Origin of the sequence: Coprococcus sp. LG101-27, from assembly GCF_027695515.1 — a bacterium.
GTDB classification, from domain to species: Bacteria; Bacillota; Clostridia; order Lachnospirales; family Lachnospiraceae; genus Allocoprococcus; species Allocoprococcus comes.
Genome location: NZ_JAQEUJ010000025.1, coordinates 17,722 through 37,552 on the forward strand (window position 1 = coordinate 17,722; position 19,831 = coordinate 37,552).

Below are 19,831 nucleotides of genomic sequence, written 5' to 3' on the forward strand. Positions count from 1 at the left end.
TAGAAGGGCTCAATTTCTATATCTTAGTTTATAGAATACGTGGCTTCCATAAATTATTTATATATTCGTTACAATCTTTTAGAGGGCAAAATTTGATTTATCTAGGCATCTCCCATGCGTTATGATCCGTGTGAAGCAACATATGTGACTTGTGAGAAAGCGGTTTCTCAAAGAAATCACGGTACAGACGGAGTACATCCGGGTTCTCATGTGAGAAGCGAAGTGGTGCATTCTTATCAAGGAAATAAAGATTTTCACCACGTGTCCGTGCAAGTTCTTCTCCGTCATGGATTGGCTGACCGCCACCGCCGACGCATCCGCCAGGGCAGGCCATAACTTCTACAAAATCATAATGTACTTCACCATGTTCGATTGCTTCGATCAGTTTACGTGTGTTTCCGAGTCCGCTGACAACAGCAGCACGAACAGTAGCATCTCCAAGCTGGATCTCAGCTTCAACAACACCTGGCTGTCCACCAGGATTGCGGACAATCTTGAATGCATCCGGATCAGGGTTACGTCCGGTTACAAGGTAGTGAGCAGAACGAAGTGCTGCTTCCATAACACCACCTGTTGTTCCGAAGATAACACCGGCACCGGTCCATTCTTTCATCAGAGGATCGCATTCACGATCAACCAAAGAAGCAGGATCAATATGTGCAGAACGGATCATGCGTGTCAATTCACGAGTTGTAAGTACAACGTCTGTCTCGTGTCCGGCATATTCACCATAGAACAGTTCCATGTTACTTTCGCCTTTTTTGGCAACACATGGCATGATAGATACAGTAAACATATTTTCCGGTTTCACACCGATGGATTCTGCAAAATAGCTCTTCATAACAGAACCGAACATCTGCTGTGGTGATTTGGCTGTTGAAAGCTGTGGCACCAGATGTGGGTACTGTGATTTAAGGAAGCGTACCCATCCAGGGCAGCAGGAGGTAAACATCGGACGAAGATTTAATTCGCCTTTTGTAAATCTCTGCAGGAATTCATTTCCTTCTTCCATAATAGTAAGGTCTGCTGTGAAGGAGGTATCGAATACATAGTCAATACCCATTTTCTTCAGAGCATCCATGATCTTGCCGACAGTTGCTTCTTCACGGGAAAGACCAAGAGCTTCACCCCATGCAGCACGTACAGCAGGAGCAACCTGTGCAACAACGACTTTCTTGTCATCAGCGATTGCATCCCATACTTTCTCTGTATCATCACGTTCGCGCAGAGCGCCGACCGGGCAGTGAGTAATACACTGACCGCACAGAGAACAGGAAACCTCGGAGATCTTATGGTTGCCGGTTACATTAATGGTAGTACGGGAACCAGTACTTGTCACATCCCAGATATGTAAATCCTGGATTTTGTCACAGACCTGGATACAGCGCATACATTTGATGCATTTCTGTGAGTCTCTGATCAGCGGAAATTCTTTATCCCAAGGGAATTCTTCCAGACGCTGCTTAAATGGTATTTCGATGATGTTCAGGTCATTTGCAAGACTCTGCAGAGTACAGTTACCACTTCTGACACAGGTAGCACATTTGCAGTCGTGCTGGGAAAGGATAAGCTGTACAGTCTGTCTTCTGGCTGTACGAACCTTTGGGCTGTTTGTATGGATTACCATGCCTTCTTTTACTACGTTGTTGCAGGAAGTTACCAGCCGTTCCATTCCCTCGAGTTCAACAACACAGACACGACAGGCTGCGATCTCGTTGATATCTTTCAGATAGCAGAGCTTTGGAATCGGGATATCCACCATTTTGGCAGCATCCATGATAGTAGTACCTTCCGGGACAGATACGTTTATATTATCAATTGTAAGATTTACCATAATGTTTCACGACCTCCTTTGAAAATGCCGTAGCCGAAGTGGTCGCAACGCAGACATCTGCTGGCTTCCTGTTTCGCTTCTGCCTCGGACATGCAGTTTTCTACACCGTTAAAGTCACAGACACGTTCGCAGGCTTCACGCTCGGTCATGTTTACTCTTCCGCACGGCGGGCGGTCATCAAGACGCGCTTCAGGAATCTCAACGTCACAGCTGATAATGTGGTGATATCCCAGGTATTCGTCTATGTTAGCAGCTACTACTTTTGCAGCAGCAATAGCTTTGATTACGGATGCAGGACCGGAAGCACAGTCTCCACCGGCAAATACACCCGGAATGTTATCGAATCCGCCGTATTTTTCGGTTAAGATCTTACCTCTCTGTACAGGAACACCGGCTTCTTCAAAGTGCTGGTATTCAATATCCTGTCCGATCGCAACGATCAGTGTCTGGCATGGAATGAATACGTCAGGAGCACCTGTCGGACGTACACTTGCACGACCGTCTTTGATCTTACTGATCATCTGTGGTGTAACGTAGATTCCTTTTACGTGACCGTTTTCATCTGTTTCGATGCGGGAAGGAGCCATCAGAGTCTGTACTTCGATTCCTTCTGCAACAGCACCTTCAATCTCTGCCGGAAGTGCAGTCATATCTGCCACGCGGCGACGGTAAACGATGCTGACTTTTTTAGCACCCAGACGTTTTGCAGTACGGACAGCATCCATAGATACGTTACCGCCACCGATAACGGCTACTTCCTGTCCGGTAAGATCCGGGTTCTGGTTCTTTCCTACATCACGAAGGAACTGAACAGCAGAAAGGACACCTTCTGAGTGTTCACCTTCGATACCAAGTTTCTTATCGGTACTTGCACCGATTGTAATAAGGACTGCGTCATATTCTTCACGCAGGCTCTGGATTGTCATATCAGTTCCGATACGTTTGCCAAATTCTACTTTTACGCCGGTCTCGAGGATGGCGTTGATGTCATCGTTCAGACGGTCTTTCGGAAGACGATAGTTTGGAATGCCATAACGGAGCATACCACCAAGCTCAGGCAGCATCTCGAATACAGTTGTCTGGTGTCCCATAAGCTGCAGATAGTAAGCCGCACTTAATCCACCAGGACCGCCACCTACGATAGCGATGCGCTTTCCGGTAGATGGAGCACATGGCGGAGGTGGAACCTTTCCTGCATAATCCGCAGCCATTCTCTTAAGCCCGCGGATATTGACTGCATCATCCACGATATTACGACGGCAGCGTGCTTCACAAGGATGTTCACAGATAAATCCACAGGTTGTCGGGAACGGATTATCTTTGCGGATCAGACGGATCGCATCTGCATAACGTCCTTCTCCGACAAGAGCGATGTATCCCGGGATATCTACGTGTGCAGGGCACAGAGATACACAAGGAACAGGCTGTGCATACTGGCAGGTACATCTTCCCTGGCGCACATGTTCTTCATAATCTTCACGACATCCCATCAGGCTCTTGTAAACCATATGAGCTGCTTCATACCCGATCGCGCAGTCAGCTCCTTCCATGATTGACAGAGCAAGTTCTTCCATCAGGTCTAATGTTTCCATAGTTGCATCCCCGTTCAGAACATCGGTCAGCAGGTTCTTCAGCTGCCACAGACCAATACGGCACGGCACACATTTTCCGCAGGTGTGTGTATGACACATCTCCAGGAAAGCACGAGTCATGTCTACAGGACACAGTCCCGGAGGACTGGATTCGATTCTTCGCTCCAGATCTTTGTAGAGCCCTTCGATAACCAGCTGGGCTTTGTCCGGTGCAGTGATTTCAAGTCTACTCATAGCTTTTTCTCCTTTAACTTTTTTTGCCAGTCCATAGATCAGATGAAGAAAAATTATAGGGAAAACATCTGAATGCTATAGACCAACTCTATGGACACACTTATAATGATATTGTATGCATTTCAGTACAATCTTGCAAGCAAAGTTAATAAATAGACAAATAAGTTAATTTTGTCACAAAATGATAAAAAATATCAGCAATATGCACAAAATAACAGAACAACGATAAAGGGTGCAAAAAATAAAAAAATTATGGTACAATAACACCTGTAAAAGAGATGTCTGTTTTACAGGCACAATTAACAGAAAGGGCGGAACAGGAGAAATGAAAGTAACAGATTTTGGTGCAACAGTTAAAGGTGATGAGACAAAATTATATACGCTCACAAATAAAAACGGAATGGAGATTGCAGTATCCGATTACGGTGCAACGTTGGTACAGGTGATCGTACCGGACAAAGAAGGCAAGCCGTGTGATGTTGTGCTTGGATATGATGAGGCAGCAGGATATGAAGAAGGAGATCTGTTCTTCGGTGCAATTGTCGGGAGAAGTGCAAACCGTATCGGAGGAGCATCCTTTGAACTGAACGGAGTGACCTATCAGCTTGAAAAGAATGATAATGGCAATAACCTCCACAGCGGAATGGATTTTTATAACCAGAGAATGTGGAAGGTAAAAGAAACCGCAGATGATCATATTACATTTGAACTGGACAGTCCGGATGGCGATCAGGGATATCCGGGAGCTGTACATATTGAGGTAACATATACTCTGACAGAAGACAATGCAGTGAAGAGCGCTTACCATGCAGTTCCGGATGCAGATACTCTGATCAACATGACAAATCACAGCTATTTTAATATGGATGGACATGCATCAGGAGATGTACTGGATCAGGAAGTATGGATTGATGCAGATGCATTTACCAGAGCCGATGCCGAGTCTATTCCGACAGGCGAGATCACACCGGTAGAAGGAACACCGATGGATTTCCGCACAAAGAAAGCAATTGGCAAAGAAATCGAGACAGATTATGAAGCACTGAATTTCGGGAAAGGATATGATCATAACTGGGTTCTGAACAATAAAGGAGAATTTGCGAAAGTGGCAGAGATGTCCTCGGAAGAGAGCGGAATCACTATGGAAGTTTATACAGACCTTCCGGGAATGCAGCTTTATACAGGCAACTTTATTGTTGATGCCAAAGGAAAAGGCGGGGCGCATTACCACAAACGCCAGGCAGCCTGCTTCGAGACACAGTTCTTCCCGGATGCAATCCATAAAGAGAATTTTGCCGGGCCGGTATGCAAGAAGGGCGAAACTTACGAAACAACAACGATGTACAAGTTTATATAACAACAGATAAGCCGAAAAGGTGCCATGGACATAAAAATCCATGACACCTTTTTTGAAAATATGTGCTGTAAAAAATCAGCGAAGGAATATGAAAAATTCATTTTACGCTGTGGTATATCTGTGAAATCAGAAAATGCCATCCAGATAATGCCCGATCGAACGGCGGATATTACCTTCAAAATCAGTCTCTCCGTTATGCAGACACCATTCAAATACATTTCCGATAACCAGCATACGGATATCAGTGCAGATTTCATCCAGGGAAATCTTTGGCGCAATGATGCCGGCATCAATCGCTTTGCGAAGATAATTCTCTACGGTAAGGATTGGGTACGGTCGCTCGGTACGGATCGTTGGGTTCAGTGCCTGGTTGCGCGGTGTGTAGTAATTGGACATGAATTCTACTCCGAGTTCCCGGCAGTACTGTGCGTAATTCAGATAAACGTGGATGATACCGATCTTTGCCTCATCTGCATCTTCCGGCGTATCCAGAAGATCCGGATTGATGCTTGGCTGTTCTTCAATATAATAAGATAAAAGATCATCTTTGGTTTTAAAATGATGATAGAAGCTGCCGTTGGAGACACCTGCTTCATCACAGATATTTTTTATGGAAAGCTGATCGTATCCCTGCTTCTGCAGAATTGTCTTGGCTGCATGAAAGATACGTGCTTTGGTTTCTTTTGATTTTTTCTGTTGTCTGGACAGAGGTTCTTTTTCAATATCGCTTGACATTTGGTTAATCCTTTCTTAAAACTTTTCAGTCAGATTAACTGTAGTATAGCATATTTAATAGAAAAAGACAAGAAAACCGAGCGAACTCTGTAATTTTAACGGGAATTGAAAAATAAGAGATGACATGGTATCATTAAATCCATAGCGAACAAAAAGAGAGGATTGGATATCAATGGATATTAACCAGAAAATAACAGAAGAACTGGGCGTAAAAAAGTGGCAGGTAGATGCGGCTGTAAAGCTGATCGATGAAGGAAATACCATTCCGTTTATTGCGCGTTACAGAAAAGAAGCACACGGTACACTGGATGATGAACAGCTTCGTAAATTATATGAACGACTGACCTATCTGCGGAACCTGGAAGAGAAAAAAGAACAGGTTCTTGCAAGTATTGAAGAACAGGGCAAGTTAACACCTGAGCTGAAAGCACAGATCGTGGCAGCAGAGACGCAGGTTCTGGTGGACGATCTTTATCGTCCGTACAGACCCAAACGCCGGACCCGTGCGACAATTGCAAAAGAAAAAGGTCTGGAACCACTGGCGGTTCTGATCTCTCTTCAGAATAGTAAGGAGCCCCTGGAAAAAGAGGCAGAAAAATATGTTTCTGAAGAAAAGGGCGTGAAAAATGTGCAGGAAGCGATTGACGGTGCGAAAGATATTCTTGCAGAAAATATTTCAGATGAGGCAGATTACAGAAAGAGGATCCGCGATCTGACGTTCAAAAAGGGTACGCTGGTTTCTGCTGCAAAAGACGAAAAAGCAGAATCTGTATACGAGATGTATTATGATTTTACAGAAGCGGTCAGCAAAGTAGCCGGACACCGTGTGCTGGCACTCAACCGTGGAGAAAAAGAAAAATTCCTGAGTGTTAAGATTGAAGCACCGGAAGAGGAAATTCTCCGTTATCTGGAAAAGAAAGTGATCCGCAGGGATAATCCATACACAACACCGGTTTTGAAAGAGGTTGTGGCCGACAGCTATCAGAGGCTGATCGCACCGGCGATCGAGCGTGAACTGAGAAACGAACTGACGGAAAAAGCAGAAGATGGCGCAATCCTTGTGTTTGGAAAGAATCTGGAGCAGCTTCTGATGCAGCCGCCGATCGTCGGACAGGTTGTGCTTGGATGGGATCCTGCATTCCGTACCGGATGCAAGCTTGCTGTGGTAGATCCGACCGGAAAAGTAATCGGCACGACTGTAATTTATCCGACAGCGCCTACGACTCCGAAGAAGATCCAGGCAGCAAAAGATCTGCTGAAAAAGATTATTCCAAAGTATCACATCTCTTTGATTTCCCTGGGAAATGGAACAGCATCCAGAGAATCAGAACAGTTTATTGTAGAACTGTTAAAAGAGATTCCGGAAAAAGTGCAGTATGTGATCGTAAATGAAGCGGGAGCATCTGTGTACTCAGCAAGTAAACTTGCTACAGAAGAATTCCCAAAATTCGATGTCGGGCAGAGAAGCGCGACATCCATCGCAAGACGTCTTCAGGATCCGCTTGCCGAACTGGTAAAGATCGATCCGCAGTCGATCGGTGTCGGGCAGTATCAGCATGATATGAACCAGAAAAAATTAGGAGAAGCACTTGGCGGTGTGGTAGAAGACTGCGTAAATAAAGTCGGTGTGGACCTAAATACTGCATCGGCTCCGCTGCTTTCTTATATTTCCGGTATTTCCGGAACCCTTGCGAAAAATATTGTTGCCTACAGGGAAGAAAATGGAAAATTTGAGAATAGAAAAGAACTTCTCAAAGTACCAAAACTTGGACCAAAAGCATTTGAGCAGTGTGCCGGATTTATGAGGATCCAGGGCGGAACCAATCCACTTGACGGAACCAGTGTACATCCGGAGTCTTACGAGGCGGCAGGAAAGCTTCTTGAAAAGCAGGGCTTCAAGCCGGAAGATATTGCAGGCGGCAAACTTGCAGGTCTGTCTCTTGCCATCAAAGATTACAAAAAGCTCGCTGAAGAACTTGGAATAGGAGAGATCACCCTTCGGGATATTGTCAAAGAGCTGGAAAAACCGGCGCGTGATCCACGAGATGAGATGCCGAAACCAATTCTCAGGACGGATGTCCTTGATATGAAGGATCTGAAGGAAGGAATGATTCTGAAAGGAACCGTGCGAAATGTCATTGACTTTGGTGTATTTGTCGATATTGGAGTGCATCAGGACGGATTGGTGCACATTTCCCAGATCACGGATCGTTTTATCAAGCATCCACTGGAAGCAGTCAGCGTAGGAGATGTTGTAGATGTAAAGGTGATGAGCGTTGATCTACAGAAGAAGCGGATCCAGCTTACAATGAGAGGAATTCAGTAATACATGTTCGGATATGTGACGGCGAATGAGCCGGAATTAAAAGTAAAAGATTATCATAAATATAAAGCGTATTACTGTGGTCTTTGTCAGTCGCTGAAGAGACAGTATGGCAGCGCAGGTCAGCTTACGCTTGCCTATGATATGACATTTGTGATCATTTTACTTACTTCTTTATATGAAAGTGAAACAAAGGCAGAAAGCCATCGCTGTAAGATGCATCCGTTAAAGCCACAGCCAATGCTGGAAAATGAGATCACAGAGTATGCGGCCGATATGAATCTGATCATGGCGTATTATCATCTGGAAGATGATTGGAAGGATGAGAAGAAAGTAGCAGGGCTTCTCGGGAGTATGGCCTTGAAGCGAAAAGTAGAAAAAGCAATTCGGAAATATCCAAGGCAGAGTCGTGTGATCAGAGAAGAAATGGCAAAGCTTTCGGAATATGAAAGTCAGGGTATACAGGAAGTTGACTATCCGGCAGGCTGTTTTGGCCGGCTGATGGAAGAGATGATGGTATATAAAGAAGACTGCTGGGAACAGCAGCTTCGAGGGATCGGTTTCTATCTGGGCAAATATATTTACATTATGGATGCTTACGAAGATCTGGATAAGGACCTGGAAAAAGGAACTTATAATCCATTAAAAAAGATGCATGAAGAAGCCGGATATGAAGAAAGATGCAGAGACATTCTGTGCATGATGATCGGCGAATGCGCAAGAAATTTTGAAATTCTGCCATGTATACTGGACGTGGATATCCTGCGGAATATCCTGTATGATGGCGTATGGAAACATTACAGAAAGATACAAGAAAAGAAAAGCGAGGAAAAGGAAGATGACAAAGAATCCTTATGAGGTGCTTGGCGTATCACCAAATGCGTCGGAAGAGGAGATAAAAAAGGCGTACAGAGAACTGAGCCGGAAATATCATCCGGATGCCAATGTGGATAATCCGCTTCGGGATCTTGCTGAAGAAAAGTTCAAAGAAGTACAGGAAGCTTATGATGAAATTATGAAAGAGCGGGCGAATGGAGGATATAATTACGGATACGGCGCGGGTTCAGGGAACTATTCTTATGGTAATAATTCCTATGGGAATCAATCTTATGGCAATGGCAGATATCAGCAGTACAATAATATGAATCCGGAGATGCAGGCGGCATTCAATTTTATCAATAACCGCAGATATCAGGATGCGATCAATGTATTGAACCGTATGAATGACCGGACGGCACAGTGGTATTATGCAAGTTCCATGGCCAACGCAGGCGTCGGTAACAATGTGCTGGCAAGGGATTATGCTGCGCAGGCAGTGAATATGGACCCGAATAACCCGCAGTACAGAGAGCTGATGAACCAGCTGAACTGGGGAGCACAGAGATATAATAGTAATCCGTTTGGTCAGGGATATGGCAATCGTAATTCCTCTCCGTGTGGAACTGGAAATATGTGCTGTGATCTGTGGATCGCAGATTCATTATGTGAATGTATGGGAGGAGATCTGTGTCCATGCATCTAAATACAAAAAAGATTGCATTTGCAGGCGTTATGCTTGCACTGACAGAAGTGGGGATTGCGCTTGGCAGTGTGATCGAAACGAATACCCTTTTTTTACTGGCGGCGGCGTCCTTCTTTGTCGGGATTGTGATTCAGGAATTTGGATTGAAAAGCGGGGCAGGCTTTTTACTGGCTGGAATTTTGCTGGCAATCCTTCTGTCTCCGAATAAATTATATGTGGTTTCCTATGCATTTATGGGATTTTATATTCTAATTATAGAAACAATATGGCATTTTTCTGGAAGAGCTTCTGGATGGATCAGAAGCCGTAACTTTTTCTGGCTCATGAAATATCTGGTATTTAATGTATTTTATATTCCGGGTTTAATATATTTCTGGAGTATGTTATCTGAAAAAAAGACCGTAAAAGGAATAATGCTTATGTCTGTTGTATTCGGACAATTTATACTTTTTGTCTTTGATAAGACGTATGAATATGCAATGGGGAAAATATGGAAAGAAAATAGACATAAATTCGGATTTTAAAGCATATATAGTACAATAATGATGATATGAGTGTCGAAAGTAAATTTTGTTGCTCACTGATGTGACCGGATTGCTCTATTGCTACGCAATTCCCATAATCCTCGAACACATCATAATAATAAAAATATAATTTTTTATGTATTTTTTGCACAAAAAAGTGGAAAATTTAACAGAAAAATTGTATAATATAAGACAGGACAAATAGGAAAGAGAGGATTCACTTATGAAGCAGAATAATATGCTTGCTATGATCTTGGCAGGCGGACGAGGAAGTCGTCTTCACGAGCTTACAAATAAAGTAGCCAAACCTGCGGTTTCATATGGTGGGAAATACAGAATCATTGATTTTCCACTCAGCAACTGTGCCAACAGCGGAATTGATAATGTAGGAGTCCTGACACAGTATGAGTCTATTTTACTTAACAGTTATGTAGCGGCAGGCCGCAGATGGGGGTTAGATGCCCAGAACAGCGGAGTCTATGTACTCCCACCGCGTGAAAAAGCAGATGCGGACCTGGATGTATACAGAGGAACAGCAGATGCAATTTCACAGAACATTGATTTTGTGGACATGTTTGCACCAGAATATGTACTGATTCTTTCCGGTGACCATATTTATAAGATGAATTATGATAAGATGCTTGATTATCATAAAGAGACTGGAGCAGATGCAACAATCGCGGTCATTGAGGTTCCGATGAAGGAAGCAAGCCGTTTTGGCATTATGAATACGGACGATGAAGGAAGAATTGTAGAGTTTGAAGAGAAACCGGAGAATCCAAAGAGCAATCTGGCATCCATGGGTATTTACATATTCAACTGGAAGCTTTTAAGAAAGATGCTCCTTGCAGATATGAAAAATCAGGATTCCAATCATGATTTCGGAAAAGATATTATTCCGACTATGCTGAATGATGGAAGAAAGCTCTACGCATACAAGTTCAAAGGATATTGGAAAGATGTCGGAACAATCGATTCCCTGTGGGAAGCAAATATGGATCTGATCAACAATAAAAATGAACTTGATCTGAATGATGATTCATGGAAGATTTACACAGAGGATACAACTGCGCTTCCGCAGTATGTTGGTCCGACAGCAGAGATTGAAAGAGCATTTATCAACCAGGGCTGTGTGATCAATGGAAAAGTCAAGAATTCTGTATTGTTTACAGGTGCAAAAGTCGGCGAAGGCGCACAGATTATTGACAGTGTACTGATGCCGGGCGTTGAAGTAGAAGAAGGTGCAGTTGTAACAAGAGCGCTTGTGGCTGATGGCGTAAAGATTGGCAAAAATGCAGTTGTCGGATCAGCAGACAGCGAACATATTGAATTAGTATCAAAACGTGTTAAGGGGGATGAGTAATATGGCACAGGCATTTGGAATCGTAAGTTTTGCCGGCAACAATATCCGGGTAGGAGAGATGCAGAATTACCGTCCGGTTGGTGCTGTTTCATTCCTTGGAAGATACAGAGTTATTGATTTCCAAATCTCTAATATGAGCAACAGTGAAATCGAACATATTCAGGTTTATGTAAGAAGAAAACCACGTTCTCTTACAGAACATCTTGGAACAGGACGTCATTACAATATCAACTCAAAGAGTGGACGTCTTCATATTCTTTATTCTGATTTTGAAAATGCAGAATGGAGTGTATACAATAATGACCTGGCGGCATATGAAGAAAATATGGAGTGCATTGAAGCTGTAAAATATCCATATGTAGTTATTGCGCCAAGTTATATGATTTATACACAGAATTATGATGAATTACTTAAGACACATATTGAATCCGGTGCAGATATTACCCTGTTATATCACAGTGTGGATAATGCAAAAGAATACTATCTGAACTGTTCAACACTTAATCTGAACAAGCAGAAAGGTGTTCTTTCATTAGAACCGAACCATGGCAACGCGAAAAACCGTAATATTTTCATGGATACATATGTAATGCGCAAAGATCTGTTCATGGAACTGGTCAAAAAGGGAAGAAAGATTTCTTCCATGTTCACACTTAATGATATTGTGAATATGGCTTGCAGTGAACTGGATATACGTGGAGTGTCACATCGAGGATTCTTTGCATCTATCACAGATTTCAAGAGCTACTATAATGCAAACTTATCACTGATCGATATGAAGAATGCAGTGACTTTGTTTGATAAGAGCTGGCCAATTTACACAAGAACAAATGATTCCTGCCCAACAAAGTATTACGAAGGAGCAAGTGTCAAGAAGTCAGTAATTTCCAATGGATGTCTAATCGAGGGTACTGTTGAGAATTCGGTAATCGGACGTGGCTGTGTAATTAAGAAAGGTGCAGTTGTCAAAGACAGTGTTATCCTTCCGGGAGTTGTAATTGGAGCGGATGCACGGATCGAAGCACAGGTAGTGGACAAGAGTGCAAGGATTGTCCATGCAAAGGAACTGATTGCAGATCCGGAAAAACCAGGATATGTAAGAAGAAACGATACTTTATAATCAAAAGAAATTCAACAGAGAGAAGAATGCCGGTTTGGGCAGACTTCTCTCTGTTTTTTGGTTTCATAAAAAAAGAGGCTCATAACGAACCCCTTTTGCTGCTTTGTAAAATTATAATCTATTCGCGTCCCATTTGTAAAATCGGGCTGATCTTTTTGTAGATCAGGAATACGATCAATGATACCAGGAAACCTTTCAGCAGATTGAAAGGTGCAACAGAAAGTAAAACAAAAGTCAGAAGACTGTTGATATGACTGTTGACTGCGGTTCCCATGGCAACCAGTGCGTCGATCGGCATATGGAATGCAGCAGCGTATGCCGGAAGCAGAAGGTATGCATTGATAAAACATCCGACAATTGTCATAAAAATAGTTCCTGTTACCATACCGATGATCGCACCCTTGCGAGAATGTAACTTCTGATAAATCAGGGAAGCCGGAATACACATTGCACATCCGATCAGGAAATTTCCGAGGTCTCCAACACCAGCTGTTGATGTACCTCTGATCAGGAGGTTCAACAGGATTTTGACCAGTTCGATCAAAGCGCCGGCTACAGGTCCCATGGTAAATGCTCCGACAAGGACCGGAACTTCACTGAAATCAATTTTGTAAAAGGTTGGTGCAAATGGAAGTGGAATATCAAATAACATCAGAACCATAGCAATTGCTCCGAGCACACCAATCTGTGCAATTACCTTTGTGCTGATACGTTTTTTTTCTTTCGTTGTTGTTTTTGGGTTTGTCATTACATCTGTACTCATTTTTTCTCTCCTTTTCTCTTGACATAATCAGATGAATTGAGGAGGAAAATCTTCGAAAGCCTATGCAAAAAAATCCCCGACGTAATACGTCGGGGGGATTATTTGCAAAATCACTTTTTCTTCTCTCATCCAGACTTTACTGTCGGTTTTGGAATTGCACCAAATCAGCTGTCAGAAATCTGACAGGTCGCGGACTGTAACCGCCGGTTGGGAATTCTGCTTATACTATAGCGATAAGAAGTCACCCTACCCCGAAGAATTTCCTTGTTCATTTGAACACATTATAGCGCAGGCGTATATAAAATACAAGTACAAGTTAAGAAAAGACAGTGTTTTTCTAAACCCGGAGTGAGCAGTAACGACTTGTTTCCAAAGATTCGGTATGATATAATCGGTGTGACTTAATCTGATATGGAGGAAAATGAATGAATATAAAGTTTGAAGTAAAAATGACAAAAAAAGCCATGTTTGATTTTATGCTCTATACTTCCTACACAAGCCTTAGTGGAATCGTTGGTGTGATTTTCGGTGGTGTAACACTGGTGCTGGGAATCAGACAATGCATGTTTGGAAGCTACAGTACAGCAGCAACGTTCTTTTTGTTTGCCGCAATTTTTCTGATCGGAAACCCACTTCATTTAAAAGCACGTGCGGCAGAACAGGTAATGCGCTCCCCGATGTTTCAGAAACCGATTAGTTATGAACTTAACGAAGAAGGAATCCGCATTTCACAGGATGAACAAAGTGTGCTTAATGAATGGGGAGATTTCCGGAAGGCAGTTTCAACCGGTCAGTCTGTAATTATATATGTAACAAAGGTAAGAGCACTGATTTTTCCAAGAGAATCCCTGGGAGAACAGTATGCGGCAGCAGTGCAGATGATTTCTACACATATGCCAGCCAAGAAAGTCAATATCAGACACGTCAGTGCAAATTAGGAGGCAGACCAGAAGATGATAATTGAAACAAGAAGTGCCAAAGAAACCTATGATCTCGGTAAGAAGATCGGGAGTCATGCAAAAGCAGGAGAAGTCTATACACTGGTAGGAGATCTCGGCGTCGGAAAGACCGTATTTACCCAGGGACTGGCAAAAGGACTGGGGATTGAAGAACCGATCAGCAGTCCAACCTTTACCATAGTCCAGGTATATGATGACGGAAGACTTCCGTTCTATCATTTTGATGTGTATCGGATTGGTGACATTGAAGAGATGGACGAGATTGGTTTTGAAGACTATGTATATGGAGACGGTGTAAGCCTGATCGAATGGGCGAACCTGATCGATGAGATTCTTCCGGCGAACCGGACAGAGATCACGATAGAAAAAGATCTGGAACAGGGATTTGATTTCCGCCGGATTACGGTAGAGAAAAGAGGAGAATAATATGCGCATTTTAGCAATAGACAGTTCGGGACTTGTTGCAACTGTCGCAGTAGTTGAAGAAGAAAACGAAATTTCCAAAACGATTGCAGAGTATACGATCAATTATAAAAAGACACATTCACAGACCTTATTACCGATGTTGGATGAAATCGTGAAGATGACGGATATGAATCTGGATACGATTGATGCGATTGCGGTAGCAGGAGGACCGGGATCATTTACCGGACTCAGAATTGGTTCAGCAACTGCAAAGGGACTGGGGCTGGCACTGAAGAAGCCTTTGATTCACATTCCGACAGTAGACGGACTTGCTTATAATCTGTGTTATACAGACAGGATCATTTGTCCGATCATGGATGCAAGAAGAAATCAGGTATATACTGGTATTTATCAGATGGACGGTGATAAACTGCAGGTTTTGGAAGCACAGATGGCAGTCGAAATCGATGAACTTGCCAAAAAACTTTGTACTTATGGAAAACCAGTGATCTTTCTTGGAGACGGTGTACCGGTGCATAAAGACAGGCTGGAGAAGGAATTGATGACGAATCATGATATTGCATTTGCACCGGCACATATGAACCAGCAGAGAGCTGCAGCAGTCGGTATGCTTGGAATTCAGTATTATAAAGAAGGAAAAACAGAAACCGCAATGGAACACAAACCGGATTATCTGCGTGTATCACAGGCAGAACGGGAAAGAGAAGAACGTCTGAAAGCAGAAAAAACACATGAGTAATAGAGATGGCATAGAAATTACTTTGATAACAGAAAATGACAGAGAACGAATGGAACAGGTGGCGCAGATGGAAACAGACGTATTTCCGGATCCGTGGAGTTATCATGAAGTGAGATCAACTGTCAGACAGAAGCATACTTTTTGTGCGGCAGCAATGGAAGGGGATACCCTGCTGGGATATTTTCTGTGTTATTATGTTCTGGATGAATGCGAGATTGCAAGAATTGCAGTTGCTGAATCTGAAAGACGCAGAGGAATTGGACAGATGCTGTTTGGATTTATGGAACAGATCTGCCATGAAAAGCAACTGAAAAGAATGCTTCTTGATGTCCGTAAGAGTAATCAGACAGCGATTGCTTTTTATGAAAAAAACAAATTTGGAATCGATGGAGAGCGAAAGTTCTATTACGGAGGGAAAAATCCGGAAGATGCAATCCTGATGAGCCGTATGGTTTAGAAAATGGAAGAAATCGCAAGAATATACAAGACTTCCCACTGGAAGGCGTCAGTCTGTGACGTTATAATGTACCTGAACATAGAAAGAGATGAAAAATGAAATGGCAGTCTTTTTTGCAAAGATACTCAGGAGGAAGTAAGATGCGTAATTATAAAAAAATTCAGACAGAAAAAAATACAGTCACAAAGATTGTGTGCAATAAATGTAAAAAAGAAATCACAATAAAAAATGGAATACCGGAGGAAGAGATGCTTACAGTTGAAAAAAGATGGGGATATTTTTCGCACAAAGACGGAGAACTCCATCGATTTGATATCTGTGAGGAATGTTATGATACCTGGATAGCATCTTTCCAGATTCCGGTATATGGAGAACAGGAGTTAGAATGTTAGATGTATGTTTGCTTGGAAGCGGTGGAATGATGCCGCTTCCTTATCGATGGCTGACCGCACTTATGACAAGATATAACGGCAGCCAGCTGCTGATTGACTGTGGTGAAGGCACACAGATTGCGTTAAAAGAGAAGGGATGGAGTTTTAAACCGATCGATGTAATTTGTTTTACACATTATCATGGAGATCATATCAGCGGACTTCCGGGACTTCTTCTTACAATGGGAAATGCGGACAGAAAGGAACCGCTTACTCTGATTGGACCGAAAGGTCTGGAGAGAGTGGTGAGTTCTTTGCGAGTGATCGCGCCGGAACTGCCATTTGAAATCCACTATAGAGAAATTACAGAGCCAGAACAGATTTTTGAGATGGATGGATATCGTCTGAAAGCATTTCGTGTAAAACATAATGTGATCTGTTACGGTTATACGATTGAGATCGACCGTGCCGGCAAATTTGATGTGCAGAGGGCAACAGAACAGAAAATCCCGAAGGAATACTGGAAACACCTTCAAAAAGGTGAGACAGTAGAGCTTGACGGAAGAATACTGACGCCGGAGATGGTCCTTGGACCACCTCGAAGAGGAATTAAGCTTACCTATTGTACAGATACAAGACCGACGGATTCTATCCGGAAGAATGCAAAAGGGTCAGACCTGTTTATCTGCGAAGGAATGTACGGAGAAAAAGAAAAAGCGGCAAAGGCAGTAGAATATAAGCATATGACCTTTTATGAGGCAGCAAACCTGGCAAAAGAGGCGGAGGTAGGAGAAATGTGGCTTACGCATTACAGCCCGTCCCTGCGCCATCCGGAAGAATATATGGATGAAGTGCGGGCAATCTTTCCACATGCGATCGCAGGAAAAGACCGTATGACAACAGAACTGGATTTCCCGGAATAAGCAAAGCAGTAGAGAGAAGGAAAAATATGGATACAGAGAAAAAGGATATATTAATACTGGCAATTGAAAGTTCCTGTGATGAAACGGCAGCAGCCGTTGTAAAGAACGGACGACAGGTGTTGTCAAATGTGATCTCATCACAGATAGATCTACATAAATTATATGGTGGTGTGGTTCCGGAAATCGCATCGAGAAAGCATATTGAAAAGATTAATCAGGTAATAGAAGAGGCTCTGGAAAATGCAGAGGTTACACTGGATGATATTGATGCAATCGGTGTAACTTATGGTCCGGGGCTTGTTGGTGCGCTTCTTGTCGGTGTGGCAGAAGCAAAAGCAATCGCATATGCGAAAAAGTTACCACTTGTTGGAGTTCATCATATTGAAGGGCATATTTCTGCAAATTATATTGAGAATCTGGAACTGGAACCACCGTTCTTGTGTCTTGTTGTGTCTGGGGGACATACGCATCTCGTATGCGTCAAGGATTATGGAACTTATGAGATTCTTGGAAGAACCAGAGATGATGCGGCAGGAGAGGCTTTTGATAAAGTGGCTAGAGCAATTGGCCTGGGATATCCGGGAGGACCGAAGATTGATAAGCTTTCAAAAGAGGGGGATCCAGATGCAATCCCATTTCCACGTGCGCATATCGAAGATTCCCCATATGATTTCAGCTTCAGTGGCGTGAAGTCAGCAGTTTTAAACTATATTAACGGCTGCAAGATGAAAGGGATTGAATACAACCGTGCTGATATTGCTGCATCCTTCCAGAAAGCAGTTACTGATGTGCTGGTAGACAATGCAATGCATGCAGTAAAAGAATATGGACTTAATAAGTTTGCAATTGCGGGAGGCGTGGCGTCAAACAGTAGTCTTCGTGCAGCAATGAAACAGGCATGTGAAAAGAATGAAATAGAATTTTACTATCCGTCACCGATTTTCTGTACAGATAATGCAGCAATGATCGGTGTGGCGGCTTATTATGAATACATAAATGGAACCAGACATGGATGGGATCTGAATGCAGTCCCGAATCTGAAACTTGGCGAAAGATAGAGTGGGCGATCCACGAAATGCAGGTAAAAAGGAGAGAATAATATGAACAGGGAAAAATGTACAGCAGTAGTACTGGCAGCAGGAAAAGGAAGCCGGATGGGTACAAAAATACAGAAGCAGTATCTGGAAATATGCGGAAAGCCTGTACTTTACTATTCTCTTGCTGCATTTGCAGCATCTCCGATTATTGATGAAATTGTTCTTGTGACAGGAGAAGGTAAGACTGATTATTGCCGGAAAAATATTATAGAAGCTTATGGAATCACAAAAGTTAACAAAATTGTGGTTGGTGGAAAAGAACGGTATGAATCTGTATATAAAGCACTAAGAGAAATAGAACCGGAAGGTTATGTCTTTATTCATGATGGAGCGCGTCCGTTTGTTGATGAATCGATCATAGAACGAACTTACCAGGCGGTAAAAGAATACCGGGCATGTGTGGCAGGAATGCCATCGAAAGATACGGTAAAGATTGTAGATGAGAATGATTTCGCAGTAAATACACCGGAACGAAGATTTGTGTGGTGTATTCAGACTCCGCAGGTATTTGAGACTGCATTGATTCGTCATGCATATTTTAAATTGATGGAAAATGAAGAAAATGAAACAGGGATAACAGACGATGCGATGGTTGTAGAGCGTATGGAAAACTGTGCAGTAAAGTTGGTAGAAGGTTCGTATGAGAATATAAAGATTACAACGCCAGAAGATCTGATATTAGCAGAAAGCCTGATCAAAAAAAGAAATTGAAAAAAATTTAAAAAAAGTGTTGACAATAATGTATCACTATGATATTATCTATCTTGTCGCTGATACACAGCAACAACTTAATAAATGCGGAGAGGTATCGAAGTGGTCATAACGAGGCGGTCTTGAAAACCGTTTGTCCGAAAGGGCGCGTGGGTTCGAATCCCACCCTCTCCGGTTGAAGCAGAACAATATATTCTGCTTTTTTTATTGTTCGGCTTGGTTTTTGGGGAGTAAAAAGGTGAAATGAAAAAAGGTAAGATTTGCCTTTGAAGTTACATTATTTTACAAGATTAAATTCCACATGAGAGTGGAATTTAATCTTGTAAGTGAGTAATATATAAAACTTGAAAATAGTACTGGACAAAAAAGAAAGAATCGTGTATATTAAATAACGGACGTTTTGGAGAAATACCCAAGCTGGCCGAAGGGGCTCCCCTGGAAAGGGAGTAGGTCGTTAATAGCGGCGCGAGGGTTCGAATCCCTCTTTCTCCGTTTTGTTCAAAGCTAAAAAGCAGTAATCGATAAAACATAATATTGAATGTAAAATACAGATCAAGAAAATGTGAAAAAAGTCGAAAAAAGTGCTTGACATTCAGGAAAACGGATGTTATTATAAACAAGCTGATGCATGAGAAATGAAAGTTTTAAATGCAGAACAAAAAATAAAAAAAGTTGTTGACAAACATGAAACACTTTGATATAATATAAAAGCTATCGCATGAAACGGCAACAACAAAAATGAACATTGATAACTGAACAATAGACAACAAACCCTGAAAAT

The 19,831-nt window shown here is 42.5% G+C and carries 19 protein-coding genes, 2 tRNA genes and 1 riboswitch; of the genes, 17 read left to right on the forward strand and 4 right to left on the reverse strand.

The annotated features are described in order from the left end of the window. Positions 1–97: 97 nt before the first annotated feature. Positions 98–1,834, reverse strand: a complete 1,737-nt coding sequence (locus PG766_RS13975; protein ID WP_173826416.1) for a [FeFe] hydrogenase, group A — start codon at positions 1,832–1,834, stop codon at positions 98–100. Beyond that, positions 1,828–3,660 (reverse strand): NAD(P)-binding protein, encoded by a 1,833-nt coding sequence (locus PG766_RS13980; protein WP_117824527.1) that lies wholly within the window; start codon positions 3,658–3,660, stop codon positions 1,828–1,830. The genes PG766_RS13975 and PG766_RS13980 overlap by 7 nt, the downstream gene beginning before the upstream one ends. Positions 3,661–3,985: 325 nt before the next feature. Between PG766_RS13980 and PG766_RS13985 the strand changes: the two genes are divergently transcribed. Next, complete coding sequence (locus tag PG766_RS13985; protein WP_270591049.1) at positions 3,986–5,017, forward strand: aldose epimerase family protein; 1,032 nt, start codon at positions 3,986–3,988, stop codon at positions 5,015–5,017. Between the two features lie 126 nt (positions 5,018–5,143). On the opposite strand, the gene PG766_RS13990 is transcribed toward PG766_RS13985, so the two are convergent. Further along, on the reverse strand, positions 5,144–5,752 hold the full coding sequence (locus PG766_RS13990) for a TetR/AcrR family transcriptional regulator (RefSeq protein ID WP_022220003.1): 609 nt from the start codon (positions 5,750–5,752) through the stop codon (positions 5,144–5,146). Between the two features lie 172 nt (positions 5,753–5,924). On the opposite strand from PG766_RS13990, the gene PG766_RS13995 reads away from it, so the two are divergent. From PG766_RS13995 to glgD, 6 genes are all read left to right on the forward strand, one after another. Further along, positions 5,925–8,078 carry a Tex family protein gene (locus PG766_RS13995; RefSeq protein WP_270591050.1) on the forward strand — a complete coding sequence of 718 codons (2,154 nt, stop codon included), beginning with the start codon at positions 5,925–5,927 and terminating at the stop codon, positions 8,076–8,078. Between the two features lie 3 nt (positions 8,079–8,081). After that, entirely contained in the window at positions 8,082–8,933 is an 852-nt protein-coding gene (locus PG766_RS14000) for a DUF5685 family protein (protein ID WP_055247562.1), read from the forward strand. Further along, on the forward strand, positions 8,914–9,597 hold the full coding sequence (locus PG766_RS14005; protein ID WP_008373654.1) for a DnaJ domain-containing protein: 684 nt from the start codon (positions 8,914–8,916) through the stop codon (positions 9,595–9,597). Before PG766_RS14000 ends, PG766_RS14005 begins: the two co-directional genes overlap by 20 nt. Then, positions 9,588–10,121, forward strand: a complete 534-nt coding sequence (locus tag PG766_RS14010; protein ID WP_270591052.1) for a hypothetical protein — start codon at positions 9,588–9,590, stop codon at positions 10,119–10,121. Before PG766_RS14005 ends, PG766_RS14010 begins: the two co-directional genes overlap by 10 nt. A 223-nt stretch (positions 10,122–10,344) precedes the next feature. Continuing rightward, positions 10,345–11,484, forward strand: coding sequence for a glucose-1-phosphate adenylyltransferase (locus PG766_RS14015; RefSeq protein ID WP_117559255.1), 1,140 nt, complete (start codon positions 10,345–10,347; stop codon positions 11,482–11,484). Between the two features lies 1 nt (position 11,485). Next, positions 11,486–12,604, forward strand: a complete 1,119-nt coding sequence (gene glgD, locus PG766_RS14020) for a glucose-1-phosphate adenylyltransferase subunit GlgD (protein ID WP_117824531.1) — start codon at positions 11,486–11,488, stop codon at positions 12,602–12,604. Between the two features lie 118 nt (positions 12,605–12,722). Here glgD and PG766_RS14025 read toward each other — a convergent pair whose 3' ends face one another. Further along, positions 12,723–13,367 carry an ECF transporter S component gene (locus PG766_RS14025; RefSeq protein WP_270591054.1) on the reverse strand — a complete coding sequence of 215 codons (645 nt, stop codon included), beginning with the start codon at positions 13,365–13,367 and terminating at the stop codon, positions 12,723–12,725. A 113-nt stretch (positions 13,368–13,480) separates the two neighbouring features. Beyond that, positions 13,481–13,630: riboswitch (FMN riboswitch) on the reverse strand. Positions 13,631–13,792: 162 nt separating this feature from the next. Here PG766_RS14025 and PG766_RS14030 point away from each other — a divergent pair. From PG766_RS14030 to PG766_RS14075, 10 genes are all read left to right on the forward strand, one after another. Further along, entirely contained in the window at positions 13,793–14,305 is a 513-nt protein-coding gene (locus tag PG766_RS14030; RefSeq protein WP_055247568.1) for a YcxB family protein, read from the forward strand. A 15-nt stretch (positions 14,306–14,320) separates the two neighbouring features. Continuing rightward, positions 14,321–14,752 carry a tRNA (adenosine(37)-N6)-threonylcarbamoyltransferase complex ATPase subunit type 1 TsaE gene (gene tsaE / locus PG766_RS14035; protein ID WP_022220008.1) on the forward strand — a complete coding sequence of 144 codons (432 nt, stop codon included), beginning with the start codon at positions 14,321–14,323 and terminating at the stop codon, positions 14,750–14,752. A gap of 1 nt (position 14,753) precedes the next feature. Beyond that, the gene (gene tsaB / locus PG766_RS14040) at positions 14,754–15,491 is read left to right on the forward strand and encodes a tRNA (adenosine(37)-N6)-threonylcarbamoyltransferase complex dimerization subunit type 1 TsaB (RefSeq protein ID WP_055158647.1); all 738 of its coding nucleotides are present in this window, start codon (positions 14,754–14,756) and stop codon (positions 15,489–15,491) included. Continuing rightward, on the forward strand, positions 15,484–15,948 hold the full coding sequence (gene rimI, locus PG766_RS14045; protein WP_270247322.1) for a ribosomal protein S18-alanine N-acetyltransferase: 465 nt from the start codon (positions 15,484–15,486) through the stop codon (positions 15,946–15,948). Before tsaB ends, rimI begins: the two co-directional genes overlap by 8 nt. Positions 15,949–16,088: 140 nt before the next feature. Next, positions 16,089–16,340 (forward strand): hypothetical protein, encoded by a 252-nt coding sequence (locus PG766_RS14050; RefSeq protein WP_055158650.1) that lies wholly within the window; start codon positions 16,089–16,091, stop codon positions 16,338–16,340. Next, positions 16,334–17,242 (forward strand): ribonuclease Z, encoded by a 909-nt coding sequence (locus tag PG766_RS14055; RefSeq protein WP_008373675.1) that lies wholly within the window; start codon positions 16,334–16,336, stop codon positions 17,240–17,242. The genes PG766_RS14050 and PG766_RS14055 overlap by 7 nt, the downstream gene beginning before the upstream one ends. Positions 17,243–17,268: 26 nt before the next feature. Then, positions 17,269–18,300 (forward strand): tRNA (adenosine(37)-N6)-threonylcarbamoyltransferase complex transferase subunit TsaD, encoded by a 1,032-nt coding sequence (gene tsaD, locus PG766_RS14060; RefSeq protein WP_008373677.1) that lies wholly within the window; start codon positions 17,269–17,271, stop codon positions 18,298–18,300. Between the two features lie 42 nt (positions 18,301–18,342). Then, positions 18,343–19,050: a 2-C-methyl-D-erythritol 4-phosphate cytidylyltransferase gene (ispD, locus tag PG766_RS14065; RefSeq protein WP_008373678.1), complete on the forward strand. Its 708-nt coding sequence runs from the start codon at positions 18,343–18,345 to the stop codon at positions 19,048–19,050. Positions 19,051–19,138: 88 nt separating this feature from the next. Beyond that, positions 19,139–19,224 (forward strand) — tRNA-Ser (locus PG766_RS14070). Positions 19,225–19,452: 228 nt separating this feature from the next. Then, positions 19,453–19,542 (forward strand) — tRNA-Ser (locus PG766_RS14075). The last annotated feature ends 289 nt before the right edge of the window (positions 19,543–19,831 follow it).